At 60.8% G+C, this 26,994-nt stretch carries 20 protein-coding genes and 4 tRNA genes; 16 read left to right on the top strand and 8 right to left on the bottom strand.

Features of this window, described 5'->3' with window-relative positions; translation table 11 throughout:
• Positions 1-24 precede the first annotated feature (24 nt).
• Positions 25-2,163 (bottom strand): methyl-accepting chemotaxis protein, encoded by a 2,139-nt coding sequence (locus DFR34_RS07395; protein ID WP_245906833.1) that lies wholly within the window; start codon positions 2,161-2,163, stop codon positions 25-27.
• Positions 2,164-2,503: 340 nt separating this feature from the next.
• Here DFR34_RS07395 and DFR34_RS07390 point away from each other — a divergent pair.
• The 3 genes from DFR34_RS07390 to htpG all read left to right on the top strand — a co-directional run bounded on the left by DFR34_RS07390 (position 2,504) and on the right by htpG (position 5,801).
• Positions 2,504-2,580 (top strand) — tRNA-Ile (locus tag DFR34_RS07390).
• A 209-nt stretch (positions 2,581-2,789) separates the two neighbouring features.
• Positions 2,790-3,740: an acyltransferase gene (locus tag DFR34_RS07385; RefSeq protein ID WP_110390516.1), complete on the top strand. Its 951-nt coding sequence runs from the start codon at positions 2,790-2,792 to the stop codon at positions 3,738-3,740.
• 159 nt (positions 3,741-3,899) lie between these two features.
• Entirely contained in the window at positions 3,900-5,801 is a 1,902-nt protein-coding gene (gene htpG / locus DFR34_RS07380) for a molecular chaperone HtpG (RefSeq protein ID WP_110390515.1), read from the top strand.
• 130 nt (positions 5,802-5,931) lie between these two features.
• Here the strand turns inward: htpG and DFR34_RS07375 are convergent, their stop codons facing one another.
• The 6 genes from DFR34_RS07375 to DFR34_RS07350 all read right to left on the bottom strand — a co-directional run bounded on the left by DFR34_RS07375 (position 5,932) and on the right by DFR34_RS07350 (position 10,176).
• Positions 5,932-6,543 carry a 3'-5' exonuclease gene (locus tag DFR34_RS07375; RefSeq protein WP_110390514.1) on the bottom strand — a complete coding sequence of 204 codons (612 nt, stop codon included), beginning with the start codon at positions 6,541-6,543 and terminating at the stop codon, positions 5,932-5,934.
• A 1-nt stretch (position 6,544) separates the two neighbouring features.
• Complete coding sequence (locus DFR34_RS07370) at positions 6,545-8,353, bottom strand: putative nucleotidyltransferase substrate binding domain-containing protein (protein WP_110390513.1); 1,809 nt, start codon at positions 8,351-8,353, stop codon at positions 6,545-6,547.
• A gap of 279 nt (positions 8,354-8,632) precedes the next feature.
• Positions 8,633-8,708: transfer RNA gene (locus DFR34_RS07365), tRNA-Glu, on the bottom strand.
• 4 nt (positions 8,709-8,712) lie between these two features.
• A tRNA-Arg gene (locus DFR34_RS07360) sits at positions 8,713-8,789 on the bottom strand.
• A gap of 6 nt (positions 8,790-8,795) precedes the next feature.
• Positions 8,796-8,889, bottom strand: a tRNA-Ser gene (locus DFR34_RS07355).
• A gap of 60 nt (positions 8,890-8,949) precedes the next feature.
• Positions 8,950-10,176 (bottom strand): aspartate kinase, encoded by a 1,227-nt coding sequence (locus DFR34_RS07350; RefSeq protein ID WP_110390512.1) that lies wholly within the window; start codon positions 10,174-10,176, stop codon positions 8,950-8,952.
• A gap of 344 nt (positions 10,177-10,520) precedes the next feature.
• On the opposite strand from DFR34_RS07350, the gene rstA reads away from it, so the two are divergent.
• The 3 genes from rstA (at position 10,521) to DFR34_RS07335 (ending at position 12,929) form a co-directional block, all read left to right on the top strand.
• Positions 10,521-11,246, top strand: a complete 726-nt coding sequence (gene rstA / locus DFR34_RS07345) for a two-component system response regulator RstA (protein WP_110390511.1) — start codon at positions 10,521-10,523, stop codon at positions 11,244-11,246.
• Complete coding sequence (gene rstB, locus DFR34_RS07340) at positions 11,246-12,586, top strand: two-component system sensor histidine kinase RstB (RefSeq protein ID WP_110390510.1); 1,341 nt, start codon at positions 11,246-11,248, stop codon at positions 12,584-12,586. The genes rstA and rstB overlap by 1 nt, the downstream gene beginning before the upstream one ends.
• Before the next feature lie 91 nt (positions 12,587-12,677).
• A complete protein-coding gene (locus DFR34_RS07335) occupies positions 12,678-12,929 on the top strand; it encodes a hypothetical protein (protein ID WP_146215073.1) in 252 nt (83 codons plus the stop codon).
• A 307-nt stretch (positions 12,930-13,236) separates the two neighbouring features.
• Here DFR34_RS07335 and DFR34_RS07330 read toward each other — a convergent pair whose 3' ends face one another.
• A complete protein-coding gene (locus DFR34_RS07330; RefSeq protein ID WP_308418006.1) occupies positions 13,237-14,721 on the bottom strand; it encodes an alanine/glycine:cation symporter family protein in 1,485 nt (494 codons plus the stop codon).
• Between the two features lie 720 nt (positions 14,722-15,441).
• Between DFR34_RS07330 and DFR34_RS07320 the strand changes: the two genes are divergently transcribed.
• The 10 genes from DFR34_RS07320 (at position 15,442) to DFR34_RS07275 (ending at position 26,981) form a co-directional block, all read left to right on the top strand.
• A complete protein-coding gene (locus DFR34_RS07320) occupies positions 15,442-17,370 on the top strand; it encodes a PrkA family serine protein kinase (protein WP_110390507.1) in 1,929 nt (642 codons plus the stop codon).
• Positions 17,371-17,496: 126 nt separating this feature from the next.
• Entirely contained in the window at positions 17,497-18,780 is a 1,284-nt protein-coding gene (locus DFR34_RS07315) for a YeaH/YhbH family protein (protein WP_110390566.1), read from the top strand.
• Positions 18,781-18,815: 35 nt separating this feature from the next.
• Positions 18,816-20,339, top strand: a complete 1,524-nt coding sequence (locus DFR34_RS07310) for a SpoVR family protein (RefSeq protein ID WP_110390506.1) — start codon at positions 18,816-18,818, stop codon at positions 20,337-20,339.
• Positions 20,340-20,531: 192 nt separating this feature from the next.
• Entirely contained in the window at positions 20,532-21,242 is a 711-nt protein-coding gene (locus DFR34_RS07305) for a hypothetical protein (RefSeq protein ID WP_211309326.1), read from the top strand.
• A complete protein-coding gene (locus DFR34_RS07300; protein ID WP_110390505.1) occupies positions 21,239-21,793 on the top strand; it encodes a hypothetical protein in 555 nt (184 codons plus the stop codon). Before DFR34_RS07305 ends, DFR34_RS07300 begins: the two co-directional genes overlap by 4 nt.
• Positions 21,794-22,010: 217 nt before the next feature.
• Positions 22,011-22,679: an energy transducer TonB gene (locus DFR34_RS07295; RefSeq protein ID WP_110390504.1), complete on the top strand. Its 669-nt coding sequence runs from the start codon at positions 22,011-22,013 to the stop codon at positions 22,677-22,679.
• A 7-nt stretch (positions 22,680-22,686) separates the two neighbouring features.
• Positions 22,687-23,367 (top strand): MotA/TolQ/ExbB proton channel family protein, encoded by a 681-nt coding sequence (locus DFR34_RS07290; protein ID WP_110390503.1) that lies wholly within the window; start codon positions 22,687-22,689, stop codon positions 23,365-23,367.
• On the top strand, positions 23,348-23,758 hold the full coding sequence (locus DFR34_RS07285; protein WP_110390502.1) for an ExbD/TolR family protein: 411 nt from the start codon (positions 23,348-23,350) through the stop codon (positions 23,756-23,758). Before DFR34_RS07290 ends, DFR34_RS07285 begins: the two co-directional genes overlap by 20 nt.
• Before the next feature lie 112 nt (positions 23,759-23,870).
• Positions 23,871-26,072, top strand: coding sequence for a TonB-dependent receptor (locus DFR34_RS07280; protein WP_110390501.1), 2,202 nt, complete (start codon positions 23,871-23,873; stop codon positions 26,070-26,072).
• A 228-nt stretch (positions 26,073-26,300) separates the two neighbouring features.
• Entirely contained in the window at positions 26,301-26,981 is a 681-nt protein-coding gene (locus DFR34_RS07275; RefSeq protein WP_110390500.1) for a Fe2+-dependent dioxygenase, read from the top strand.
• The last annotated feature ends 13 nt before the right edge of the window (positions 26,982-26,994 follow it).

The raw sequence follows: 26,994 nt of genomic DNA, 5'->3' as shown, positions 1-26,994 counted from the left end.
GGGAGTGGCGCGGCGGGTTGGCGCTTAGCCTACCTTGAACTGATTGACCAGTTGTTGCAGGCGGTTGGAGGCAAACAGCGTTTGCTGGGTGGTGTGGCCGGTTTCGGCCAGCACCTGGCTGGTGCTTTGCGTGGCGTCGCTGACTTGTTTGACCTTGTCGTTGTGCGCGCGGCTGGTGGCGGCGATGCCGTCGATGGCGTGGAACAATTGTTCGACCAGCCGATGCACTTCGCCGTTGTCCGAGGCGGTTTCTTCGGCCAGTTTCAGGCCTTCTTCCATTTCGCGCATGCCCACCCCCATGCTTTGCACGGCGCCGTGGGCCTGGGTTTGCACGCCTTCGATCATGCCGCGAATTTCGCCGGTGGCCTTGCTGGTGCGTTCGGCCAGCTTGCGCACTTCATCGGCCACCACGGCAAAGCCGCGCCCTTGTTCACCCGCGCGGGCGGCTTCAATCGCCGCGTTCAGCGCCAAGAGATTGGTCTGGTCGGCGATTTCGCTGATCACGCCCACCACGCGGCCGATTTCTACCGTGCTGGTTTCCAGCTGGGTCAGCGTGCGGCTGGATTCGGCCACCGAGTCGCGGATGCCTTGCGAGCGCTGGCGCACCAGCGACACTTGCTGGCTGGCGGCTTCCATCATCTCTTGCATCAGCCGCTTCATTTCCACGGCGGACAGATTGGCGGCGTCGATTTCGCGCATCTGGCCGGCCAGCGAGGCGAACATATCGTCCATCAGACCCAGCACTGAATGGGTGGTGTCGCGGGTGTCCTGGTGGCCGCGCTGCATCACCTGGTTGGTGGTGGACAGCTCGTTGGAGGTGTGGATCACCCGGCGCACGATCCCTTCGAGGTTGTCGATAAAGCTGTTGAACCATTGCGCCATGACGGTGAGTTCGTCGGTGCGGCCGGTGCTGCGGTCCAGCCGCTGGCGCAAATCGCCCCCGCCTTCGGCAATGGTGCGCACCATGCGGATCATCTGGCGGAAGCGGTTGGTCAGCTTGCGGGTGCCAAAGGTGAGAAACAGCCACGCACCAAACAAGTGCGCCATTAACGCAACTGCACTACGATAGTGCAAATCCAGATCAAATACCGCGTCCATACCACTGGCGGCTGCCCAGGTAATGAGCATGGTGGTGATATAAAGCCGGGTCAGCCGGTAACTGATGGTGCGGTGGCGGTAGACTTCTTCCAGGTCGGCTTCGCACATCATGCCCCAGGTGTCGGGCGAGCCCGGCAGCTGGAAGGTGACCCCCCGGCCGATGACCGGAATATGCCGGTAGTCGGAATAGCCGGGGTAGGTGACAAACAGATTCTCGCCACAGCGGATGGTTTCGCGCACGCCAGGGTGCAGCTGGCCGGTGGCCGGGTCGTTGAACACCAGTTCAAATTCAGTGTGTTGCTGCACGCGCACCACGCCCCAGGCGGTGCGGATGCCGTCCTTGAGGTTGTCGCCCAGCGAGAAGGTTTTGTCTTCAAAGCGCGAGCGGGACAAGGCGGTGCCGGGGGCGATGTTGGGATCAAACGCCGACTTGGCCATGAACAGATAGTTGTCGCCGGATTCATGAAAGATATGCCCGGCTTCGCGCTGGATCAGGTCGCTGACCACGTCGTTGGGCACGCGGCCGCACACGGCGCCCACCGGCTGGCCGTTTTGCAGCAGCGGCTGATAAAACATCAGGGTGACGGCGTCGTGAAATTTGGACGTGCTCGGGCCCAGCGCCAGCGTCACCGGATCGACATACGGGCCGTGCAAAAAGCGCTGCTGCACGCCGCGCGCCACGGCGGCGGCCGGCAAGTCCTGGCGGCCTTCGCGGTTGCTGGCGGTAGAGGCCAGCACCACGCCACGCGCATCAATGACAAATAGCTCGGAAAAGGCATCGGCCAGTTGATGGCGAAAACGCAGGATGTCTGCATCCACCTGCGGCATGCCTTCTGCCAGTTGGTCGGCCAGCGCGTCCAGGTGCTGCCATTGCTCCTGCGCCCATTGTTGCAGGATGTTCACCCGGGTTTCGGCAATACCGGTGAATGATTGCTCAAGCCCTTCCAGTCGGTGGCGGTTCAGGAAGGTAGCCCAGCGCATCGACAGTTTGCCGGTCTTGCCCAACCAGGGCAGCCATCGTCGTTCGCGGTCGCTGAGCGCCATGCGCATGCTGGCAAGTGCCATATCGAGTTTCCCTCTCGGTCTGCATTTTTTAGGGCGGCTTAATCTGGCTGCCAAGGCAACATCGGGATGTTGCTGACCGCACTTCCCGGGTGCGGTCTGGCTTGGTACGCCCTGTGCCGGGCGCTTTTCAGCGAGAGTAAGACGCGTGTTCGAATGTTATCTGTTGTAATGTGCGGGAAAGCAAAGCACATGCCTAATTGAACAGGCGTTTTTCCCGCATCCTTGGCGGCCCGGACTGGCACATGACGCTGACACGGGGCACGTGGCGCAAAAGTAAAAATATGCTAGAATCGTGAACGCTTGTCAGATGGGCGTTTTCGCCATCTATCCCCCTTCTTGCGGGCCTGTAGCTCAGTCGGTTAGAGCAGAGGACTCATAATCCTTTGGTCGTGGGTTCGAACCCCACCGGGCCCACCATCTTCCCTGATGGCTTCCTGATTTTTTCTCTGGCATGCCTCTGGCGGACGCACCAAGCCGGCTCTTGTGCACCGCAGCGAAACCAGTCGGGCAGTGTCCGCGACCGTGTGGCTGTCGTCAACTGTCCCGGGAGTCCATCCTGGCCATGTCGCATTGTTCTGGCCCCTGCGGATGTGATATACCCATTGGGCCTTTCACGGAGAAGCCCTATGCATCCGGATCTTAGTCTGGCCAACAGCCAGGACACCCCAGCAGACACCCTGCATGCGCTGGCGCAGTCGAACGACGAAATGCTGCGCGCGGCCGTGGCGTTGAACCCTGCCAGCGAACGACGCACGCTGGACATCCTTAGCCAGGATAAAAGCACTTGGGTAGCCGGGTTGGTCGAGCAACGTGCCCAGCGTGAAGCTGGCCTGCTGTCGATTCATCCCAGCGCCATCATTCATCCTGAGGCTCAACTGGGCGCCAATGTCACCGTCGGCCCGTACACCGTCATTCATGCCAATGTCTGTATTGGTGACAATACGGTGATTGGCTCGCATTGCGAGCTGGGGCATCCGGTGTTTCGTGGCGCCAGTGGCCCGCTGACTATTGGTCGGGACAGCCTGATTCGCAGTCATTCGGTGTTTTATGCCGGATCGTCGTTTGGCGATCGTCTGGTCACTGGCCATCGGGTTACCGTGCGCGAAGCCACTCATGCTGGCGCCAATCTGCAGATCGGCACTTTGTCGGACATTCAGGGCAGCTGCGAGATTGGCAACCATGTGCGTTTTCACAGCAATGTACACATCGGCCAGCATTCCAAAATCGGCAACTATGTGTGGATCTTCCCGTATGTGGTGCTGACCAACGACCCGCATCCACCCAGCGACATGATGCTGGGGGTGACAGTCAAGGATTTCGTGGCCATCGCCACGCTGTCGGTGGTGCTGCCGGGCGTGACCATTCACGAAGGCGTGCTGATTGGCGCGCACAGCTCGGTGGCGCGTGATGTCGAGGCCGATATGGTGGCCGCTGGCGTGCCGGCCAAGGTGGTGTGCCCTACCTCGCAAATCAAGCTCAGGGACGGCAGCGGTCAGCCAGCCTATCCATGGCGTCGGCATTTTCACCGTGGTTACCCGGATGATGTGGTGGCGCAATGGCTGGCTGAGTTTCCGTAAGCGTGCCTGACAAGATCTTCCTGGGCGCTGAGCAGGGCTTCATCCCGCGCGCAGCCGCATGGTTCTATCCTGCATATTTTGTCTGCGTCAGGCATTGAAATTCGTCACATGCCCCCTATTTGCGAAAGGTCTTCACTCAACCACGACATCAAGCACATCATGAGCACTCAAAAGGAAACCCTCGGATTCCAGGCAGAAGTCAAACAACTGTTGCAGTTGATGATTCACTCCTTGTATTCGGACAAGGAAATTTTCCTGCGTGAACTCATTTCCAATGCCTCGGACGCTGCCGACAAGCTGCGCTTTGAAGCCCTGGACAAGCCGGATTTCTACGAGCAGGACAGCGAGCTGCGCATCCGCCTGAGCGTGGACCGCGAGGCGCGCACGCTGACCCTGATCGACAACGGCATCGGCATGAGCCGCGATGAGGTGATCGACAATATCGGCACCATCGCCAAATCCGGCACCCGCGCCTTCTTTGAAAAACTCACCGGCGACGCGCGCAAGGACGCCAACCTGATTGGCCAGTTTGGCGTGGGCTTTTATTCAGCCTTTATCGTCGCCGACAAAGTCACGCTGACCACCCGCCGCGCCGGCCTGCCGGCCAGCGAAGGCGTGCGCTGGGAATCCAGCGGCGAAGGCGACTACACGCTGGAAACCACCGACGCCCCGCGTGGCACGCATATCGTGCTGCACCTGCGCGAAGGCGAGGACGAACTGCTGGACGAATGGCGGCTCAAGCAAATCATCCGCAAGTACTCCGACCACATCACCCTGCCGATCGAAATGCCCACTGCCGCCGTCACCGACGAAGACGGCAAGGAAACCCAGCCGGCCGGCTGGGAGACGGTGAACAAGGCCTCGGCCCTGTGGGCGCGCGCCAAGAGCGAAATCACCGACGAAGAATACAAGGCGTTTTACCAGCACGTCGCCCACGACTACAGCGACCCGCTGGCCTGGACGCACGCGCGGGTGGAAGGCCGTCAGGAATACACCCAACTGCTCTACCTGCCGGCGCGCGCGCCGTTTGATCTGTATGACCGCGACGCCCGCCACGGCGTGAAGCTGTATGTGCGCCGCGTGTTCATCATGGACGACGCCGACAAGCTGATGCCGCAATACCTGCGCTTTGTGCGCGGGGTGATTGATTCGGCCGACCTGCCGCTGAACGTCAGCCGCGAGCTGCTGCAAGGCAATAAAGACATCGACGCCATCCGCGCCGGCTGCGTGAAAAAAGTGCTGGCCATGCTGGAAGACCTGGCGGAAAACCAGGCCGACAAGTTCGCCACCTTCTGGAAAGAATTCGGCCAGGTGCTGAAAGAAGGCGTGGGCGAGGACTTTGCCAACCGCGAGCGCATCGCCAAACTGCTGCGCTTTGCCTCCACCCACACCGGCAACGATGGGCAAACCGTCAGCCTGGCAGACTACCTGGGTCGCATGAAGCCGGAGCAGGACAAGATTTACTATCTGACCGCCGACAGCTACACCGCCGCCCTGGCCAGCCCGCACCTGGAAGTGTTCCGCAAGAAGGGCGTGGAAGTGCTGCTGCTGACCGACCGCGTGGACGAATGGGTGACCTCGCACCTGACCGAGTTCGACGGCAAGAACCTGGTGTCGGTGGCGCGCGGCGCGCTGGACTTGGGCGCGCTGGAAGACGAAAGCGAAAAAGCCAGCCAGAAAGCCAGCGAAGAAGCGATGAAACCGCTGGTGGACGCGTTGAGCGACACGCTGAAAGACACCGTCAAGGAAGTGCGCGTCACCCACCGCCTGACCGAATCGCCCGCCTGCCTGGTGGTGGACGAATTCGCCATGAGCAACCACTTGCAGCGCATGCTCAAGGCCGCCGGCCAGGACGTGCCGGTGAGCAAGCCGATTCTGGAAATCAACCCGGAACACCCGCTGGTGAAAAAGCTCGACGCCTCGCGCAGCCAGGACACCCGCTTTGCCGACCTCGCCCACATCGTGTTTGATCAGGCGCTGCTGGCCGAAGGCGGCCAACTGAGCGACCCGGCCGGCTTTGTTAAACGCATCAACGCGCTGATGCTGGAATTGTCGGCCTGATTGCGCTGACACCCCGCCCGCGCCTCGCCGCCGCGTCAACTGACGCGGCGGTTTTTTTATGGCGCAAGTCTGTTGTCGCTGGTGCGGCGTCTGCAGAGTCAGTTCAATCCCAATACAAGCCAGGCGCGGGCTATACTTTCGCCCCGCGCTGGCGCATAGCCAGCAGGATCATCGCCGCGGTGATGGCGTCGTTCAGCGCATCGTGGCGCGCCAGGGTGGGGATTTCCAGCTCGTCCAGCATCGGCTGCAAGCGCAGGTCGATGTAAGCATCCGGGTTTTGCTTGAGTTTCCAGTCGTAATACAGGCCGGAGACTTCGATCTGCTGTTGCGGCAGGCCGATATTCAGCAGGCCTTTGACGTATTTGTTCAGCACCCCGACGTCGTATTCCAGATAGTAGCCAACCAGCGGGCGGCCGCCGATAAAGTCCAGCAGTGCCTTCACCGCCTCCATCGGCGGCACGCCATTGGAGACATCAATCGGGCGCAGACCGTGCACCGCCACGCTGGCGCCTTCAGGCAGGCGTTCGGGTTTGACCAGCATATAAAACGATTCGCTGGTCAGCACGCGGTTGCCGCGAATGCGCACCGCGCCAATCGACAATAGCTCGGCTTCGCGCACGTTCAGGCTGGTGGTTTCGCAATCGACGCTGACCATTTCGTCGGGGTGGCCGTCGAACAGGTGGGCATAGTCGGGAGAGGACAGGCGCTTGCGCGCCCAGGCAGTTTTCAGCGCGGCCAGCATATCAGAACCCGGTCATCTTGAAGTGGTGGCGAATGGTGGTCTTGAAGCGTTTGACCACCGCCAGCGCGTCCTTGAGCAAGTCGCGCTCCAGCGTGGACAGCCGGTCTGGCTGAATCTGATTGCTCGGCGTCTTGCCGTTGGCCAGCATATCCAGCCCGGCTTTCAGGCGCATTTCCAGCAAGAAACCCAGTGCCTCGGCGGTGTCGTGGCCCAGTTGGGATTCCAGATTGCCCTGATCCACCAGCAGCTTGATACGCTCCAGTGTGTTGCTGGCTTCCAGTTTGTACTCCAGCGCCATGGCGCGAATACCGTGCACGATGGGGAAGATGCCGCCTTTTTTCAGGTCCAGCGTGGCCACACCGCCTTGCGACTTGGTCAGCAACTGCGAGAACAGGCCCAGCGGGGTGTCGAACTGCTCGATGGCGCGGGCAAAGCGCAGGAAAAACCCGACATCGTCCGACATGATCGAGCGCAGATAGTCCTTGGCCTGGAGCAACAGCGCCGCGTCGCCGGCCACGGCTTCGGCATCGACAAAAATGGCCAGGTTCATTTGCGCGTCGGCGTCCGGCAGGTACACCCAGCGGTAGAGTTGATCTTGGAATTCGCCCTGCGGTTTGCGCCACAGCGGGTTGTTGACCATGATTTGCCCCGGACAGGGCGGGTAGCCAAATTCGATCAGCACTTCCGAGAAGCGCGCGCAGGCGTCTTCCAGGTAGGGGTGGCTGAAGCCATCGCGCAGAATCAGCGCATTGTCCTGGTCGGTCTTGATGATTTGTTCGCCACGGCCTTCGCTGCCCATCACGATCAGGCAGCTGTTTTCCACCAGCTCTTCCGGGGCGATCAGCTTCCAGGCGCGGGCAAACAGCTGGGCGTTCAGTGTTTGCACCAGCCGCGCCAGTTGCGGGGCTTTCACGCCGTGGCTGGACAGCACGCCTACCAGCCGGTCGATCTGTGCGGCCACGCTCTTCAGGGTGTCCAGCGAGTCGGCCAGCTCGATTTGCTGGGCAATCAGGTGCGAGTGGTTGGAGAAATACGACAGCAGGTCGATTTGCTCCAGCACGCCGGTGGGCTGGCCGTTTTCGGTGACGACCACGCGCTGGATATTGTGGCGGGTCATGGTCAGCAGGGCGTTGAACAGATAGTCGCCGGAGTCTGTGGTCACCAGATTGAAGTGCGCGGTGTCGGCCAGTGTGGCGCTGGCCGGGGTACCGGTGAGGATGATGTCGCGAAAATCGCTGGCGGTGAAAATGCCGATGCGTTCGCCCGCGCGCACCAGAATAGACTTGGCGCGGTGGCGCTTCATCGCCTGGGCGGCGTCCAGCACGGTTTGTGCGCCATCGAGAAACACCGGGGTTTTCACACAGGCTTCACGCACGGTGGCGGTGAGCAGGGTTTGCAGCTCGCGGTTGCCCGAGCGCTGGGCCATGGCGGAGAATTTTTCGGACACGCTCTGGAAGAAAAACGCGCCAAACACCGGGTTGGATTCGATCAGCCCCATCACCAGTTCTTTGGGCAGCGAGAACACCAGGGCTTCTTCGTGCACTTCAAAACGGTGGACGGATTGCCCGGCAATCAGCGCGCGGGCGTCGAAGGTGTCGTTGCTGTGGTAGACGGCGATGATTTCGCCATCGTCGGAGACTTCGCGGACAATGCCCTTGATCACCATATACAGGGCATCCACCGACTGGCCGGGGGCGAGGATGACGTCTTCGTTGGGGTGGAACACGATATCAACCGCTTTTTCCACCTGGTCGCGCTCACCGGCGGTCAGCACGTCAAATGGGGGATGCAGAAAATCAAAGCGGCTCATGCGTGCTCTCCGACGTTATCGACAAACGTCAATCATAACGCTTATGTCATGGTTTGCACATGCTGGCAGTAGGGTTTTCAGTGGGTTTTTGTGTTGTGCTGCGATGCAGCAAGGCCTTGTTTTTAATGAATATAAATTTAACAGTGAGCGCGGCGGGATGGCGTTGGGTGGGGCGGATTGCGCCAGGGGCAGGGCATCACCACAGAAAATGGGGCGAAAAACAGGGGAGTACAGACGCAAAAAAGCCTTCGCAAAGCGAAGGCTTTTTTGTCGAATCAGTGGCGTCCCCACGGGGATTCGAACCCCGGTTATCGCCGTGAAAGGGCGGTGTCCTAGGCCTCTAGACGATGGGGACTTGCTGGCGCATCCGGAGCGATTCGAACGCCCGACCCTCTGGTTCGTAGCCAGATACTCTATCCAACTGAGCTACGGATGCGCTGTCTGGCGGAGAAAGAGGGATTCGAACCCTCGATACAGGTTTAAGCCCGTATGCTTCCTTAGCAGGGAAGTGCCTTCGACCACTCGGCCATTTCTCCGTCGAGAGATGCGAACTATACGCGCCCGCCTCTCTCATGTCAACAGTTCAGTGCAAAATCTTACTGCGCCTGGTCCAGACCGAAGGCTTTGTGCAACACGCGCACGCCCAGTTCCAGATATTTTTCGTCGATCAGCACCGACACCTTGATTTCCGAGGTGGAGATCATCTGGATGTTGATGCCTTCTTCAGCCAGGGTGCGGAACATGGTGGAGGCGATGCCGGTGTGCGAGCGCATGCCCACGCCGATGATGGACACCTTGGCGATCTTGTCGTCGCCGTCCACCTTGGCGGCGCCAACGTGAGTTTGCACGTCGCGCAGAATGGTCAGTGCCTTTTGGTATTCGCCGCGCGGCACGGTGAACGAGAAATCGGTGGTGCCGGATTCACCCATGTTCTGGATGATCATGTCCACTTCGATATTGGCGTCAGCCACCGGGCCCAGGATTTGGTAAGCGATGCCCGGTTTGTCAGGCACGCCCTTGACGTTGATGCGAGCTTCGTTGCGATCAAAGGCAATGCCGGAGACAACGGCTTTTTCCATGTTTTCGTCTTCCTCAAACGTAATCAGCGTGCCCTCGCCCTCTTCTTCAAAGGAGGACAGGACGCGCAGCTTGACTTTGTACTTGCCGGCGAATTCCACCGAGCGGATTTGCAGCACTTTCGAACCCAGGCTGGCCATTTCCAGCATTTCTTCGAAGGTGATGGTGGACAGCTTGCGGGCTTCCGGCACCACGCGCGGATCGGTGGTGTACACGCCATCCACGTCGGTGTAAATCTGGCATTCGTCGGCCTTCAGCGCGGCGGCAATCGCCACGGCGGAAGTGTCCGAGCCGCCACGGCCCAGCGTGGTCAGGCTGCCGGATTCGTCGATGCCCTGGAAACCGGCCACCACCACCACGCGACCGGCGTCCAGATCGGCGCGCATGCGCTTGTCGTCGATCGACTGGATGCGGGCCTTGGTGTAGGCGCTGTCGGTGATCATCGGCATTTGCCAGCCGGTGTAGCTGACCGCGTCCACGCCGATGTCCTTGAGCGCCATCGACAGCAGGCCGATGGTGACCTGCTCGCCGGTGGAGGCGATCACGTCAAGTTCGCGCGGATCGGGGTTGGCCTGGATTTCACGGGCCATGGCGATCAGGCGGTTGGTTTCGCCGCTCATTGCGGACACCACCACCACCACCTGGTGGCCTTGGGCCTGCCATTTGGCCACGCGGCGGGCGACGTTCTTGATGCGGTCAGTGGTGCCCACCGACGTGCCGCCGTATTTCTGAACGATAAGAGCCATTGCTTGTAGCTTCTTGATAGTGAAAATGAAAAAACGTCACGGCCCACAGTGTGCCCGATGCGCTTCGCGAGCCAGTTTTGCCGGCGGCGACACGATGCAAGGCGCTGCGAAACGCCGCTGAGCAAACCGGCCACAACCGGCTGGCTCAGCAACGCTTGACACCGCCATCAGGCGGTTGAAGCGGTGAAAGCCCATGATTTTAACCAAATTGCCCGACCAATACGAGAGCCGCTTATGTGCAAACGCGGCAAACGGGCTTGCTTTCGGCATGCGCCCGCCTTCTCGGCAGCGCGCAGCGGCGCTACACTGGCCGCCTTGCTGACTTTTTGCTCCCTGTCACGTCCATGTCCCCGCGCATTCTGTTTGTTGAAGACGATCTTGAACTGGCCGGACTGATCGGCGAATTCCTCACCCGCAACGGCTTTGTGCTGCACCACATCGACCGTGGCGACCAGGTCGAGGCAGCGATTGCCGAGCACAAGCCGGATTTGCTGCTGCTGGACATCATGCTGCCCGGCAAAGATGGCCTGTCCATTTGCCGCGACCTGCGCCCCGGCTTCACCCGCCCCATTATCTTGCTGACTTCAGTGGGCAGCGACATGAATCAGGTGCTGGGGCTGGAGCTGGGCGCCAATGACTATGTGATCAAGACCACGCCGCCGGCCGTGCTGCTGGCGCGCATCCGCGCCCAACTGCGCCAGCACGAGGCGCAAGGTGGCCCTGCCCCGGCGCGCCCGTCCGCTGCCGCGCCGGCCAATATCCTGCACTTCGGCCGCCTGGTGGTGGACGCCGCCAACCGCGATGTCAAACTGGACGGCCACAGCGTGATCCTGTCCACCAGCGATTTTGATTTACTGTGGCTGCTGGCCAGCCACGCCGGAGAAATCTTGTCCCGTGATACCTTGCTCAAGGCGTTGCGCGGGGTGGAGTACGACGGGCTGGACCGCAGCATTGACGTGGCAGTGTCGCGGCTGCGCAAAAAACTGGGCGATGACCCCAACGAGCCGCACAAGATCAAGACCGTGCGCAACAAGGGCTATTTGTTTGTGCGCGCCGGCTGGGATGCCTGATGCTGCGCGTATTCATCCGCTTTTATCTGACCCTGGTGGTCAGTTTTATCGGCGCCATCGTGCTGGCCGGGGCCATTTATGGTCAGGTGGTGGCCAATGTCAGTGACCGCTATCTGAACGATATTTTTCGCGCCACCGTCAGCCTGGTGCAAACCGAGCTGGCCGACCAGCCGATTGAGCGCTGGAACGCCAAGCTGGAAACTCTCAGCCTGTCATTGCCCTATCCGATCAAGGTCGAGCCGCTGGACACCTACCGGCTCAGCGACAGCAACCGCGAAGCATTGACCGATGGCGATATTGTCATGCTGACCGACAGCTATCTGTTTTTGCAGCGGGTGCCGGACACCGGCTATATGCTGACGCTGGGGCCGATTGACTATTTGTATTTTTTGCGCGAAATCCAGTCGTTTGATTATCTGCTGCTGGGGCTGGCCGCTTTGTTTTTGGGCGTGCCGGCCTTTCTCTGGATGCGCCCCCTGTGGCGGCAGCTCACCCATCTGAAATGGGTGGCCAGGCAGTTGGGCGAAGGCAATCTCAATGCCCGCGCCAAGCTGCCGGATGATTCCGGCGTGGCCGAACTGGGCTCTGCATTCAATGGCATGGCAGATAATCTGCAATCCTTGATCCAATCCCGTCGCGAGCTGCTCAATGCCGTGTCACACGAGCTGCGCACGCCCATTGCCCGCCTGCGCTACCGGCTGGCCATGCTGGAAGAAGGCGTGGCCGACGATGTGCGCAGCGCCATGGATCGGGATATTTCCAGCATCGACAAGATGATTGAAGAGCTGTTGCTGTATTCCCGTCTGGAGCAAGCACGCGATGTGCTGCAGCCGCAGACGCTGGCGCTGTGGCCATGGTTGAATGGCGTGGTGGCGCAGCATGCCGCGGATTTTCCTGATACCGATTACCAACTGACTGCCGTTGCGTCGACGCTGCATGCCCTGACGGTAGACGCCGATCCGTTTTATCTGGAGCGCGCGCTGTCCAATCTGCTGCGCAATGCCGCACGTTATGGGCAAGGTCGGGTCGAGGTCAGCCTGGGTGCTGACGAGAGACAATGCTGGATCAAGGTGGCCGACAATGGCCCAGGCATCCCGGAAGGTGAGCGGGAGCGGGTGTTCGAGCCCTTTGTGCGGCTGGATCGCAGTCGCGACCGGCGCACCGGCGGTTATGGCCTGGGGCTGGCGATTGTTCAGCGCATCATGGGCTGGCATCACGGCCAGGCCAGCGTGGCGACGGCGGACTTGGGCGGCGCATGCTTCACCTTGTGCTGGCCGCGTGTACATGTGGTTACATCCGGACACACAAGCCTCACAGACGAGGGGGAGTCGGCGGCGTAATCTGGTTTCAACAACACAGCACACAGCACGCGGTGTTGTCCTCATACCGAAACCCGCTTGATTGCCTCTGAATTTTGAAAGGATGTCCGCCATGAACAAACTGACCAGCGCCCTGATCGCCACCGTGTTTGGCCTGTCCGCCGCCGCCGGCTTTGCTGCCGATGCTGCCAAGCCGGAAGCCGCCGCCAAGCCGGCCGTCGAGCAAAAAGCAGAAGCCAAGCCGGAAGCCGCCAAACCGGCTGCCAAGCCGGCTAAAGTGAAAAAGGCCAAAAAAGCCGCCAAGAAGCCGGCCGCTGAGGCCAGCAAGGATGCGGCTGCCAAGCCGGAAGCTGCCAAGCAGTAAGCAGCCAAGTAGTAAGAGCCGCTAACAAAATGCAGCGAAGTGGCCCTGGCTAGGCGTGTGACCGCAGACAGTACAAGCAGTACGGTAAGGTCACACAACAACGCCAGGGGATTTTGTTAGCGGCTCTAAGCTGCATGATGTTTTCCGCCGCGCGCTGATCTACGCGTGGCGGTCTGCTCCTCCAGATTGTGTTTCCTGTGGTTTTTCTCCGCTTGCAAGGACGCCGCTTTGGCGTCCTTCTTTTTTTGCCCGGACACAAAAAAGCCCGACGCATACACGTCGGGCTTTTTGCGGCAGTGGCTGCGCCTTACGCTTTTTTGCGCGCGGCTTTCAGCTCAGCCGTATGGGTGTGTTCGGCGCGGCGGCCGTCCCAATAGTGGGCGTTGTTGATGCCCAGCGCCTGCGGGTGGAACAGCGGATCCTTGCCCTGCGCTTTTTGCGCCTCATAGTCTTTCAGCGCCGCCAGCGCCGGCTTTTGCAGCATCAGGATGGCGGCGATGTTCAGCCAGGCCATCAGGCCCACGCCAATATCACCCAGCCCCCAGGCCAGCTCGGCGGTTTTCACCGTGCCGTACACCGTCGAGGCCATGATGGCGAACTTCAGCAGCAAGGTCAGCCACGGGCGGTTGATCTTGCGGTTGATGTAGGCAATATTGGTTTCGGCAATGTAGTAGTAGGCAATGATGGTGGTGAAGGCAAAGAAGAACAGCGCCACCGCCACAAACAGATTGCCAAAGCCCGGCATGATGTTTTCCATCGCGGTCTGCACATAACCCGGACCGGCGGCCACGCCGGCAATGCCGGTGTAAATCGCCTTGCCGGCGCCATCCTGCACATTGTACTGGCCGGTGATCAGCAGCATGAAAGCAGTGGCCGAGCAGACAAACAGCGTATCCACATACACCGAGAACGCCTGCACCAGACCCTGCTTGGCCGGATGAGTAACGGCAGCGGCAGAAGACGCATGCGGGCCGGTGCCCTGGCCGGCTTCATTGGAATACACGCCGCGCTTGACGCCCCATTGAATGGCCAGGCCCAGCAGGGCGCCAAAGCCGGCGTCGGCGCCCACGGCGCTGCGCAGGATCAAACCCAGCACGTCCGGCAGACGGTCGATGTGCAAGGCGATGATCACGCAGGCCACAATGATGTAGCCCAGGGCCATGAAGGGCACAATGATTTCGGCAAAGCGGGCGATGCGTTGCACGCCGCCAAAGATGATAAAGCCCAGCAGCACGGCCAGAATCGCCGCCGTGGCTTCCGGCACAATGCCCAGCGCGGTGTTCAGGCTGCTGGCGATGCCGTTGGCCTGCACGCCCGGCAGCAGCACGCCGCAGGCCACAATGGTGCAGACAGCAAACACCCAGGCGTACCACTTCATGCCCAGGCCTTTTTCGATGTAAAACGCCGGGCCACCGCGATACTGGCCGTCGATTTTTTCTTTGTAGATCTGGCCCAGGGTGGATTCGACAAACGCCGAGCTGGCGCCCAGAAACGCCACCATCCACATCCAGAACACCGCGCCAGGGCCGCCAAAGGTAATGGCGGTGGCCACGCCGGCAATATTGCCGGTGCCCACCCGACCGGCCAGGGTCATGGCCAGCGCCTGAAACGACGACACCCCGGCATCGCTGCTCTTGCCGTCAAACATCAGGCGAATCATTTCCCGGAAATGGCGCACTTGGGCAAAGCGGGTGCGCACCGAAAAATACAAACCCACGCCCAGGCACAGATAAATCAGCGCCGGGCTCCAGATCAGTGCATTGAGGTCGTTGACCAAGCTGTCAATCGTCATGCTTTTTCCTTATTTTCATGAACCGCTCACCCCACACGCCTGATGTGCGCGCCTGGCTTGCTGGTGCGTATGGCGCACCTGGCGGGACACACCGCACGCAGTAGCGTGAGCGACGCTAAACATGGCCACAGCCACCCCCTTGGTCAGGCGCTATTTTTTGCGCGCGGCCGGGCCGGCTACTTGCGGCGCAAGATAGCGGCTTTGAGTGAAATCAGCCACAGATTTATAAAAAATTGGCAAAAAACTGTGATTTTTTGAAATTCAAGGTCACTTATCTATAATAAACAGCGGCAAGAGCGGGGTTTTTTGGGGTTTTTATTTGCCCGCCTGATATGACCTGGCATGTTGCAGCACACATTGAGTTTGCCGGGCAAAGCAGCTATAGACCTTGTGTGCGCTGGCGCTCCAGAAAATCACCGGCCTGACGACATCATGCCTATGACCCCCGCGCTTAACTGGCGCGGGTTTTGCTGAGGTCAAATCAGGACAAGTTCACCACCTCACGTGCCCCCGCGCCGCATCAAGACAGGGAGAAACATCCAGCCGAATTTTTTGCCGCCTTGCCTGCCCAATGCTGTGCTTTTTGCGTGATTGGCATATTTGTTGGGCTGTGGCGTGACGACATGCTATACCGAAGCAAGGCCCTTCCCGTGTGAAGGGACGGGTTCTGCCCCCTTGCCTGCCCGCACCCATGCATCGCAGCTGTCTAGGAGCTCCATCATGAACGCCGATATCTTTGCCAGTTTTGCCAGCCGATATGACCGCAGTCGGGAAGAGGAATACTCGCTGAAGGAATATCTGGAGATCTGCCGTCGGGACGCATCCGCCTACGCCACGGCGGCCGAACGCATGTTGATGGCCATCGGCCAGCCCGAGCTGATCGACACCCGGCATGACTCCCGCCTGTCGCGCATCTTCAGCAACAAGGTGCTGAAAGTGTATCCGGCCTTCCGCGAGTTTTACGGTATGGAAGACGCCATCGAGCAGGTGGTGGCCTACTTCCGCCATGCCGCGCAGGGCCTGGAAGAGAAAAAGCAGATTCTGTATTTGCTGGGCCCGGTGGGCGGCGGCAAGTCGTCGATTGCCGAAAAGCTCAAAGAGCTGATGCAGCAGGTGCCGTTTTATTGCATCAAGGGCTCGCCGGTGAACGAATCGCCGCTGGGGCTGTTCAACGCCGATGAAGACGGCGCGATTCTGGAAGAAGAATTCGGCATTCCGCGCCGCTACCTGAAAACCATCCCCAGCCCGTGGGCGGTGAAGCGGCTGCATGAGTTCAACGGCGACATCAATCAGTTCCGCGTGGTCAAGCGCTACCCCTCGGTGCTGCGCCAGATCGCCGTGGCCAAGACCGAGCCGGGCGACGAAAACAACCAGGATATTTCCAGCCTGGTGGGCAAGGTGGACATCCGCAAGCTGGAAAAATACGCCCAGGACGACCCGGACGCCTACAGCTATTCCGGCGGCCTGTGCCTGGCCAACCAGGGCTTGCTGGAATTTGTGGAAATGTTCAAGGCGCCGATCAAGGTGCTGCATCCGCTGCTGACCGCCACCCAGGAAGGCAACTTCAAGGGCACCGAAGGCTTTGGCGCCATTCCCTTTGAGGGCGTGATTCTGGCGCACTCGAACGAATCGGAGTGGAAGGCGTTCCGCAACAACAAGAACAACGAAGCCTTCCTCGACCGGATTTACATCGTCAAAGTGCCGTATTGCCTGCGGGTGAGCGAGGAAATCCAGATTTACGACAAGCTGCTGAAAAACTCTTCGCTGGCCCACGCCCCCTGCGCGCCCGGCACACTGAAGATGATGGGACAGTTTGCCGTGTTGTCGCGGCTGAAAGAACCAGAAAACTCAAGTATTTTCAGCAAAATGCAGGTGTACGACGGCGAAAACCTGAAAGACACCGACCCCAAGGCCAAGTCGATTCAGGAGTATCGCGACTACGCCGGGGTGGACGAGGGCATGAGCGGGCTGTCCACGCGCTTTGCCTACAAGATTCTGTCGCGGGTGTTCAACTTTGACCACACCGAGGTGGCGGCCAACCCGGTGCATCTGCTCTACATCCTGGAGCAGCAGATCGAACGCGAGCAGTTTCCGCAAGAGATCGAACAAAAGTACATGACCTTCTTGAAGGAGTATCTGACGCCCAAGTATGTCGAGTTCATCGGCAAGGAAATCCAGACCGCCTATCTGGAAAGCTATTCCGAGTATGGCCAGAACATTTTTGACCGCTACGTGACCTTTGCCGACTACTGGATTCAGGATCAGGAATTCCGCGACCCGGACACCGGCGAAAGCTTTGACCGCAACGCGCTGAACAACGAGCTGGAAAAGATCGAGAAGCCCGCCGGGATTTCTAACCCGAAAGACTTCCGCAACGAGATCGTCAACTTTGTGCTGCGCGCGCGCGCCAACAACGGCGGCAAGAACCCGGCCTGGACCAGCTACGAAAAGCTGCGCACGGTGATCGAGAAAAAGATGTTCTCGAATACCGAAGAGCTGCTGCCGGTGATCTCGTTCAACGCCAAGTCCAGCGCCGACGAAACCAAGAAGCACGAGGACTTCGTCAACCGCATGGTGGAGAAAGGCTACACAGCCAAGCAGGTGCGCCTGTTGTGCGAATGGTATCTGCGCGTCAGAAAATCGTCCTGATCGCGGTCCGGCGCACCCCCGCCCGCGCCGTCAGCCCCTGAGCTGGCGGCGCGGGCCCCGGCTTACCGGAGTCGCCCGGCGTGCGCTTGCCGCGCGCGCGGCTCCGACTCAGTGAAGGACGCAACCATGTCTCACCTCATCGACAGACGGCTCAACGGCAAGAACAAGTCGGCGGTGAACCGCGAGCGCTTTTTACGGCGCTTTCGCGCGCAAATCCGCCAGTCCGTGGCGCGCGCCATCAAGGGGCGCAGCATTACGGATATTTCCAGCGGCGAAAAAGTCTCCATCCCTGTGCGCGATGTGTCCGAGCCCACCTTTCACCACGGCTCGGGCGGCACGCGCGAGGTGGTGCATCCGGGCAATGAAGAATTCGTCACCGGCGACCGCATCGCCCGCCCCGACGGCGGCGGCGGCGCGGGCCGTGGCGGCAAGGCCTCCGACCAAGGCGGCGGCGAGGATGACTTTGCCTTTGAACTCAGCCGCGAAGAGTTCATGAACTTCTTTTTTGAAGACCTGGCGCTGCCCAATCTGATCAAAACCCAGCTGACCGGCAATAGCGAATGGAAAACCGTGCGCGCCGGCTACACCAGCGACGGCACGCCCACCAATATCAGCATCGTGCGCTCGTTGCGCGGCGCGCAAGCGCGGCGCATCGCCCTGGGCGCGCCCAGCCTGGCGCGGCTGCACGAGGCGGAAGAAGAGCTGGACGAACTGCTGGAGCGCTGCGACGAAGACGACCCGCAAGTGCGCGAACTGCGGCGCGAAATTCATCAACTGCGCGAAAAAGCCAGCAATATCCCGTTTCTGGACCCATTCGACCTGCGCTACAACAACCGCGCGCGCGTGCCCAAGCCCACCAGCCAGGCGGTGATGTTCTGCATCATGGACGTGTCCGGCTCGATGGACGAAGCCAAAAAAGACATCGCCAAGCGCTTTTTCATTCTGTTGTATCTGTTCTTGCAAAAGAGCTACGACAAGATCGAGCTGGTGTTCATCCGCCACCACACCAGCGCCATGGAGGTGGACGAAGAAAATTTCTTTCACTCGCGCGAGTCGGGCGGCACGGTGGTGTCGTCGGCGCTGGTGCTGATGCGCGACATCATCCAGCAGCGCTACCCCACCGATGAATGGAATATCTACGCGGCGCAAGCCTCGGACGGCGACAACTGGGACAGCGATTCGGCCAATTGCGGCCAACTGCTGGACACCCAGCTGCTGCCGCTGGTGCAGTACTTCGCCTATATCGAAATCACCGAGGGCGAGCCGCAAAACCTGTGGTACGAATACCTGCGCGTGCAGGCCGGCCATCCGCAGTTCGCCATGCAGAAAATCCGCAATGTGGCGGATATCTACCCGGTGTTCCGCGAGTTGTTCAAACGTCAGCCCAGCACGGGCCGCGAACCCGCCTGAACGCCAGGCGCAGCGACCCTCAAGGAGGATGCATCATGGCCACCCCGATCTCCACCGGCTCGGAATGGACTTTCGAGCTGATCGAAACCTACGACCGGGCCATTCACGACATCGCCGTGGGCGAATATGGGCTGGACATCTACCCCAACCAGCTGGAAATCATCACCGCCGAGCAGATGATGGACGCCTATTCGTCGGTCGGCATGCCGGTGAACTATCACCACTGGAGCTTTGGCAAGCAGTTTGTCTCCACCGAAAAAAGCTACAAGCGCGGCCAGATGGGCCTGGCTTACGAGATTGTGATCAACTCCAATCCGTGCATTTCGTATCTGATGGAAGAAAACTCGATGACCATGCAGGCGCTGGTGATTGCCCACGCCGCCTATGGCCACAACAGTTTTTTCAAGGGCAATTATCTGTTCCGCACCTGGACCGACGCCTCGGCCATCATTGATTACCTGGTGTTTGCCCGCGACTACCTCAGCCAATGCGAAGAGCGTTATGGCTTTGATGCGGTGGAAATGCTGCTGGATTCTTGCCATGCGCTGATGAACTACGGCGTGGACCGCTACAAGCGCCCGGCCAAGCTGTCGCTGGCGCAGGAAAAACTGCGCCAACGCGAGCGCGAGGAACATCAGCAACTGCAAATCAACGACCTGTGGCGCACCATTCCGCGCCGCCAGGCCAACGGCGAAGACAGCGAACCGGTGCGTTTTCCGGCGGAACCACAAGAAAACCTGCTGTACTTCATCGAAAAATCCGCCCCGCTGCTGGAGCCCTGGCAACGCGAGGTGGTGCGCATCGTGCGCAAGGTGGCGCAGTATTTTTATCCGCAGCGGCAAACCCAGGTGATGAACGAAGGCTGGGCCACCTTCTGGCATTACACCCTGCTGAACCGGCTATACGAAAAAGGCCTGTGCACCGACGGCTTCATGGTGGAATTTTTGCAGTCGCACACCAATGTGGTGTACCAGCCGCCCGTGACCAGCCGCTGGTACTCCGGCATCAACCCCTATGCGCTGGGCTTTGCCATGTATCAGGACATCCGCCGCATCTGCCAAGCGCCCACCGCCGAAGACCGCGAATGGTTTCCGGATATTGCCGGCCGGCCCTGGTTGCCGACGCTGGACTTTGCCATGCGCAACTTCAAGGACGAGAGCTTTATCTCGCAATATCTGTCGCCCAAGCTGATGCGCGACTTCCGCTTGTTTGCCGTGCGCGACGACGACCGCGAAGACAAACTCTATGTGCCGGCGATTCACGACGAAAGCGGCTATCGCCAGGTGCGGCAAACGCTGGCCGAGCAGTACAACCTGGGCTCGCGCGAGCCGAATATCCAGGTGTGGTCGGTGGACGTGCGCGGCGACCGCAGCCTGACCCTGCGCCACACCCAGCACAACCGCCGGCCGCTGGAACCCAATAGCGCCGACGAAGTGCTCAAGCATATCGGCCGGCTGTGGGGCTTTGATGTGCGGCTGGAAAGCGTGGACGACCACGGCCAGGTGAGCAAGACCTTTGAGTGCAAGGTGGATAAGGCGCACCGCGAGCTGCTTATCTGAATGTGCCCCGTGCAGCGTGCTTGACGGCGCGCTGCTGCAACGGCCGCGTTTGCCCAATGCCGCCAGCACAGGAAGGGAGAGCAATGAAATCATAAGGCGCAGCATACGGGAAGATACGCATGGACTTTATTGCCATTGGCATGCATGATGAATTCTGCATTTCAGGCCATGTCCATACCCCCAGGAGGCTGCATGTATCCGGAAGTCCAGACCCAACAGCAGTTTGAATTCCTGATCCAAACCATTGAATCCGAGATTTCCGCCGCTGCGCTGATGATCATCCAGGATGGCTATGTGCGCTCCTTGTATTCATCAAAAATCCGAGAAATGGCCAATGAACTGGCCCAGAAAGCGGCCAGAGGAGAAATCACCTGGACACAGGCAGCGCAGGAAGCCACGCAAGTGCGCAATCAGGTGATGGAAAAACTGCGCAGCATCACCAGTCCGATCGGGCTGGCCCAGGCACAGCGAATGAAAGCCAGCGGCAAAACCTTCAATCAATTGCTCGACAAGAAAGCGGCAGAAGTGCAAGCTGGTGCGCGCTTTGATCAGTTGACGGCCAGCCAGCAAAACAAGGTGTACGCCGCCATCGTAGAATCGGCCGGCAAATCCAATCCGGATGTCAGTCGGCGCGTGGCACTGCGTTCACGGGCGGGAGGCGGCTTGATTGTGCTGTCGCTGGCTGTTTCTGTTTATGAAATAGCCACAGCCGCAGATAAGCTTGATGTGGCCAAACGTGAAGTGGCTGTCACCGCCGCCAGTAATTGGCGGCAGTATGGCCGGTGGGGCGCTGGCCGGACTGGCCTGTGGGCCCGGTGCCCCGGTGTGTGTCACCCTTGGCGCCTTCGTGGCGGGTACGCTGGCGGCATTTGGCGTGAGCACATTTTGGTGAAATCCTCATGATTGCATTTAGCTCGGACTTCTCTGCTCAGCCCGTCCTGACCGACCAGCCAGACCTGACCCAAGTGAACGAGCATGGTCCACTCAGTTGGCTGTCGCCCCCCGCCGCACCCAGCACACCAGAACGGCTGTGGCTGCTGCGTGACGGCGAGTGGCTGAATTGCCAGGTGGTGGGCGAGCGGCTGAAGGCTGTGCTGCGCACCGAGCGCCATTATCTGTGCATCACCGAGAGTGGCGATTTTGAATCGTGGCTAACCTTGTCGCTGCTGGATGGCCAGTATCACTTGCTGGAGCGGGTGGTGCTATTCAACTGCCTGTTGCTTGAGCAGGACATGCTAGAGCTGGAGCAACCGGACAGCCTGCTGCTGCATGGCCAGGTGAACACCTGGCGCATCCAGCTATTTGCACAGTGGCGCAGACGCTGGCCATTGTGGTCTGACCCTTATGCTTATTTTTCTGGGCCCGTGCCCTACGGCATCATGTGGCGAACATCGCGCCGCTGGTGGCAGCGGCATCTTGGCGTGAGCAAAAAGCCAGCCAAGCGCAGCGGATAGTCCGCCGTTGCGCGTCTCAAAGCGGCCTAGCGCCTCTGAAGTTTTATTGCGGTGCAATATCCATACGCACGAGAACACACCTGTCTGCGGTAAGCCAACCGCAATCATCCGTAGCTTCCCCCGGTTTTTGTAGAGTTTTTGTGCAAATGCACATACGACCTAGGTAAAGACACGTAATGAGATTGAAAATAACATTGTTTCTCGTTAACATACGGGCATGTTACGTGAACATCCTCTTTCTCCCTGGCTGGGTGCGCTGGGTTTGCACGCGCTGCTGCTGTTGGCTTTGCAAGCCAGCGCCGGCGCGCCGGTGACGCCGCCCACGCCGCTGATCACCGAAGTGGTCGCCCTGGCACCTGAGGCGGCGCCCACGCCGCCTGCGCCCGAGCCCAAGCCCACTCAGCTGCAAGCCAAGCCAGAGCCGGTCAAACGCCAGGCGGCGGCGCCCAAGCCACGCCCGGTGAGCGCGCCGCTGACGCCCAGCGCCTCACCTCTGGCGCAAGGCCCCAGCGCCAGCAAAGACGCCGACCCCACGCCGCCCGCGCCCGCCGCCAAACCCACGGCCACCACGGGTGAGCCCGGCCCGGCCAAGGAAACCCCGCCATCGTTCTCGGCGGCGTATTTGTCCAACCCCGAGCCGGCCTACCCGGCCGCCTCGCTGGAGCTGGGCGAAAGCGGCAATGTGCTGCTGCGGGTGGCGGTCAGCGCCGAAGGCCAGCCCACTTCAGTCGAGATCAGCCGCAGCAGCGGCTACGGCCGGCTGGATCGGGCGGCGCTGTCGGCGGTCAAGCGCTGGCGCTTTACCCCGGCGCGACGCGGCAGCGAGGCGGTGGCCGGCGTGGTGCTGGTGCCCATCAATTTTCAAATCAAGCAACAACAAGGATAAGTAAGCCATGGATCTGAGTCTGGTATTTCGCCAAGGGGATGGCGTGCTGATGAGTGTGTTTCTGCTCTTGCTGGCGATGTCGGTGACCAGCTGGTGGCTGATTTTGCGCCGCAGCCTGTCGCGCTGGAGCGTGCGCCAAGCCAATCAGCAGCTGTCACAGGCCTTCTGGGATGCGCCGGATCTGGACGCCGCCGCCCGTCTGGCCGAACAGCACGACGCGCCGCTGGCGCGCATTGCCCGCGCCGGCCTGGATGGCCTGGGCCACTATCGCCGCAACCAGAACCACGCGCTGGGCCAGGCCTGCGGCATTGACGAATTTTTGGTGCGCACCATCCGCATGGCGCTGGCGCGAGAAACCGCCCGGCTGGAATCCGGCCTGACCTGGCTGGCCACCGTGGGGTCGGTGGCGCCGTTTGTTGGCCTGTTTGGCACGGTGTGGGGCATTTATCACGCGCTGGTGGGCATTGGTGCGGCCGGGCAAATCACCCTGGCGGCGGTGTCCGGCCCGATTGGCGAGGCGCTGGTGGCCACCGCCGCCGGCCTGGCGGCGGCGATTCCGGCCGTGGTGGCTTACAACGCCTTCACCCGCGTCAACCGGGTGGACAGCCAGGAAATGGACGGCTTTGCCCATGATTTTCACGCGCAACTGATTGCCGCAGGAGGCCAGCATGGCGTTCGGGAGCTTTGACAAGGGAAGCAATGCGCCGATGGCGGAAATCAACACCACGCCGCTGGTGGATGTGATGCTGGTGCTGCTGGTGGTGTTCATCATCACCGCGCCGCTGCTCACCCACGCGGTGAAGGTGGACCTGCCCAAGGCGGCGGCCAGCGCACACGAAGAAAAACCAGAAGCCATCCGCCTGGCGATCAACGCCCAGGGCGAGCTGTTCTGGAACGATCAGCCGGTGGCGCAAGACGATTTGCCGGCGCGCTTTGCCGCCGCCACCCAGGCCAATCCGCTGGTCGAGCTGCATTTGCGCGCCGACCGCGAGGCCCGCTACGACGCCGTGGCCCGCGCCATGGCCGCTGCCCAGGGCAATGGCGTGGCCAAGATTGGCTTTGTCACCGAAGCCAAGTAACCCAAACCCTTCCGCCAGACGGCGGCCCGAACGCCACACGCCGACCGCTTGCCGGCGTGTGGATCGGCGCGCCGATTTTTTTTGACTTCATAACGAGAATGGGAATCACACCATGAGAAAACCCCTGCTTGCCAACCCTGGCGTGCGTCACGCCAAACGCCCACACTGTCTGGCTGCCGGTATGCTGGCTGTGGCGCTGAGCCCGGCCCTGGCCTACGCCGCCGAGCCGGCCAAGGCGGATGCCGACAACAAAGAAGCCGCCAAAACCCTGGCGCCGGTAAAAGTCATCGGCACCCAAGGCGAGCGCGTGCAGGGCTACAAGGCAGAAACCACGCGCCTGGGCCGCATGAAGCAGGAGCTCAAGGATGTGCCGCAGGCGGTGAGTGTGGTGACCCATGATCTGATGGCCGAGCAGGGCGCGGCCAATCTGAAAGACGTGCTGAAGAACGTCTCCGGCATCACCTTTGCCGCCGGCGAAGGCGGCCGCAGCGGTGACCAGGTGATTTTGCGCGGTTTTGCCGCTTTTAATGATATGTATCGCGACGGCCAGCGCGACGTGGCGCAGTACAACCGCGACCCGTTCAACGACGAAAAAATCGAAGTGCTCAAGGGCGCCAGCTCGATGCTGTTTGGCCGGGGCTCGACTGGCGGGGTGATCAACCAAGTCAGCAAGGCGCCGTTTGCCGGCGAGCTGCTGGGCGCCGACCTGACCATTGGCAGCAATGACTACCAACGCATCACCCTGGACGTGAACAAACCCTACTCCGACACCACCGCCGTGCGCTTGAACGTGATGGGCACCGAAGACGGCTCGCCCAATGGCAAATCACAATCCAAGCGCTGGGGCGTGGCGCCGTCGGTGGCTTTTGGTCTGGGCGAGCCCACCACCATTGTGCTGTCGCACCATCACCTGACCGAAAAAAACCGCCCTGACCTGGGCGTGCCCTACGACCCGAACACCCTCAAACCGCTGGATGTGCCGCGTTCGCGTTACTACGGCGTGGATGGCCTCAATATGGAGGACATCACCACCGACATCACCACCGCGCGGCTGACCCACAAGCTGGACAGCCAGAACGAGCTCAACGCCCAACTGCGCCACGGCCGCTACGACCGCATGGTGCTGGTCACCGCGCCGCGTCTGGTGGGGGTGAGCGCTGGCGTGCCGGTAACCGACAACACCCAGATTGCCCCCGGCCCCAAGCTGCGCGGCTCGCTGAACGAAACCACTGCCCTGTCGCTGGACTACACCGGCAAGCTCAACACTGGCGCCTTGCGTCACAACCTGCTGGCCGGCCTGGAATTCACCCACGACACCCAGCACGCCACCACGGTCGTGATGAATGGCAGCGTGCCGAATATGACAGTGGGCAATCCGACCACCAGCGGCTGGAAAGGCTCGCTGGCGGTGCGCCCAAGCAATGAATACCACAGTAACAACCTGGCGCTGTACGCCACCGACACCATCGAGCTGACCCCACAATGGAAAGTGATGGCCGGCCTGCGCCTGGACCGCCTGGAAGGCACGTACACCACGTATAACGCCACTACCGGCGCGGTGACTGGCCGCACCAAGCGTGAAGACAAGGGCATGAGCTATCGCACCGGCCTGATCTGGCAGCCGACCGATACACAAAGCTACTACGCCGGCTACAGCACGCTGATGAACCCGTCGGGCGAAACCTATGCGCTGGACAAACCTGGTGAAGACGTCAAGCCCGAGCGCAATCAGCACTACGAAATCGGCGCCAAATGGGACTTGCTGGACGGCGACCTGAGCCTGCGCACTGCGCTGTTCCGCACCGTCAAGCTGAACGAGCGCAACACCGACCCGCTGGTGCCGGATGTCTCGGTGCTGTACACCAAGCGCCACACCAACGGCATTGAATTTGAAGCCGCGGGTCGCATCACTGCGCAATGGTCGGTGTTTGCCGGTGCCTCGCTGATGGATCCGAAGATTGACCAGGGTTACAACACCAGCGCCAATAATGGCGCGGTGCCCAAGTACACCCCGAAGAAAACCTTCAATCTGTGGACCACCTACAAGGTGACCGACACCGTCACCGCCGGCCTGGGCGCCTACTACGTGGGCAAAACCTACGCCAGCGACGGCAACGCCAACCAGACGCGCACCAACTACCTGCCGGCCTACACCCGTCTGGACGCCATGCTGGCTTACGACACCCGCAACTACGCGGTGAAGCTGAATATCAACAACCTGACCAACAAGAAGTACTACGACGGCCAATACAGCGGCCACGCCAACGTCGCCCCGCCACGTGAGGCGCAACTGACCGTGTCGTACAAGTACTAAGCTGTTGCTTTTGCCGCCCCATCCGGGGCGGCTTGCCCAAGCGGCCCTAAGCGCCGCTCACAAAACGCTCCTGGCGTCGTTGCGCGACCTTGCCGTACTACCCCGTACTGTCTGCGGTCGCACGCCTAGCCAGGACCGCTGCGCTGAGTTTTGTGAGCGGCTCTTACCCCCTGCGGGCGGCTTGGGCAAGCCACCTTCTTTTCGTCATCCGCCGTTGCGAGGCCCACCATGCTGCTGCACATTCCCAACGTCCTCACCCACGACGAACTGCGCCAGGCGCGCCAACTGCTGGCCGAAGCGCCGTGGGAAGACGGCCTGGCCACCGCTGGCGCTCAATCCGCCCTGGTCAAGCACAATCTGCAACTGGCGCAAACCTCGCCACAGGCTCAAGCGCTGGGCAGCCTGGTGCTGGTGGCGCTGAACCGCAATGCGCTGTTTTTCTCGGCGGCGCTGCCCAACCGGATTTTTCCGCCGATGTTCAACTGCTATCAAGGCGGCATGACTTTTGGCAATCACGTGGACAACGCCGTGCGCAGCGATCCGTTCAGCGGCCAATGGCTGCGCACCGATGTGTCCTGTACGCTGTTTTTCACCGACCCGGACGAATACCAGGGCGGCGAACTGATCGTGGAAGACACCTATGGCAGCCACGCCGTCAAGCTGCCGGCCGGCGATATGATTTTGTATCCGTCCACCAGCGTGCACCGCGTGGAGCCGGTGACCGCCGGCGCGCGGCTGGCGTCGTTTTTCTGGACGCAAAGCATGATCCGCGACGACAACCGCCGCGCTATGCTGTTTGATATGGACAGCGCGATTTCCAGTCTGCGCCAGCGCCATGGCGACAGCGAAGAGACAGTGAACCTGACGTCGGTGTATCACAATCTGCTGCGGCAATGGAGCGAGGTGTAAACCTGCGCCTGCC

Origin of the sequence: Rivihabitans pingtungensis, from assembly GCF_003201855.1 — a bacterium.
Lineage (GTDB): Bacteria > Pseudomonadota > Gammaproteobacteria > Burkholderiales > Aquaspirillaceae > Rivihabitans > Rivihabitans pingtungensis.
The sequence above is the reverse complement of the archived record's forward strand: the minus strand, read 5'-3'. Positions and strand labels throughout refer to the sequence as shown.

Bases quoted from the DNA above. Each gene is read 5' to 3' on its own strand.
- rstB (WP_110390510.1), top strand. From the start codon at position 11,246: ATGCTGCGCGTATTCATCCGCTTTTATCTGACCCTGGTGGTCAGTTTT.
- DFR34_RS07370 (WP_110390513.1), bottom strand. From the start codon at position 8,353: ATGAGCCGCTTTGATTTTCTGCATCCCCCATTTGACGTGCTGACCGCC.
- DFR34_RS07315 (WP_110390566.1), top strand. From the start codon at position 17,497: ATGTCTCACCTCATCGACAGACGGCTCAACGGCAAGAACAAGTCGGCG.
- DFR34_RS07280 (WP_110390501.1), top strand. From the start codon at position 23,871: ATGAGAAAACCCCTGCTTGCCAACCCTGGCGTGCGTCACGCCAAACGC.
- DFR34_RS07385 (WP_110390516.1), top strand. From the start codon at position 2,790: ATGCATCCGGATCTTAGTCTGGCCAACAGCCAGGACACCCCAGCAGAC.
- DFR34_RS07330 (WP_308418006.1), bottom strand. From the start codon at position 14,721: ATGACGATTGACAGCTTGGTCAACGACCTCAATGCACTGATCTGGAGC.
- htpG (WP_110390515.1), top strand. From the start codon at position 3,900: ATGAGCACTCAAAAGGAAACCCTCGGATTCCAGGCAGAAGTCAAACAA.
- DFR34_RS07275 (WP_110390500.1), top strand. From the start codon at position 26,301: ATGCTGCTGCACATTCCCAACGTCCTCACCCACGACGAACTGCGCCAG.
- DFR34_RS07300 (WP_110390505.1), top strand. From the start codon at position 21,239: ATGATTGCATTTAGCTCGGACTTCTCTGCTCAGCCCGTCCTGACCGAC.
- DFR34_RS07350 (WP_110390512.1), bottom strand. From the start codon at position 10,176: ATGGCTCTTATCGTTCAGAAATACGGCGGCACGTCGGTGGGCACCACT.
- DFR34_RS07305 (WP_211309326.1), top strand. From the start codon at position 20,532: ATGTATCCGGAAGTCCAGACCCAACAGCAGTTTGAATTCCTGATCCAA.
- DFR34_RS07285 (WP_110390502.1), top strand. From the start codon at position 23,348: ATGGCGTTCGGGAGCTTTGACAAGGGAAGCAATGCGCCGATGGCGGAA.
- DFR34_RS07375 (WP_110390514.1), bottom strand. From the start codon at position 6,543: ATGCTGGCCGCGCTGAAAACTGCCTGGGCGCGCAAGCGCCTGTCCTCT.
- DFR34_RS07320 (WP_110390507.1), top strand. From the start codon at position 15,442: ATGAACGCCGATATCTTTGCCAGTTTTGCCAGCCGATATGACCGCAGT.
- DFR34_RS07335 (WP_146215073.1), top strand. From the start codon at position 12,678: ATGAACAAACTGACCAGCGCCCTGATCGCCACCGTGTTTGGCCTGTCC.
- DFR34_RS07295 (WP_110390504.1), top strand. From the start codon at position 22,011: ATGTTACGTGAACATCCTCTTTCTCCCTGGCTGGGTGCGCTGGGTTTG.
- rstA (WP_110390511.1), top strand. From the start codon at position 10,521: ATGTCCCCGCGCATTCTGTTTGTTGAAGACGATCTTGAACTGGCCGGA.
- DFR34_RS07395 (WP_245906833.1), bottom strand. From the start codon at position 2,163: ATGGCACTTGCCAGCATGCGCATGGCGCTCAGCGACCGCGAACGACGA.
- DFR34_RS07290 (WP_110390503.1), top strand. From the start codon at position 22,687: ATGGATCTGAGTCTGGTATTTCGCCAAGGGGATGGCGTGCTGATGAGT.
- DFR34_RS07310 (WP_110390506.1), top strand. From the start codon at position 18,816: ATGGCCACCCCGATCTCCACCGGCTCGGAATGGACTTTCGAGCTGATC.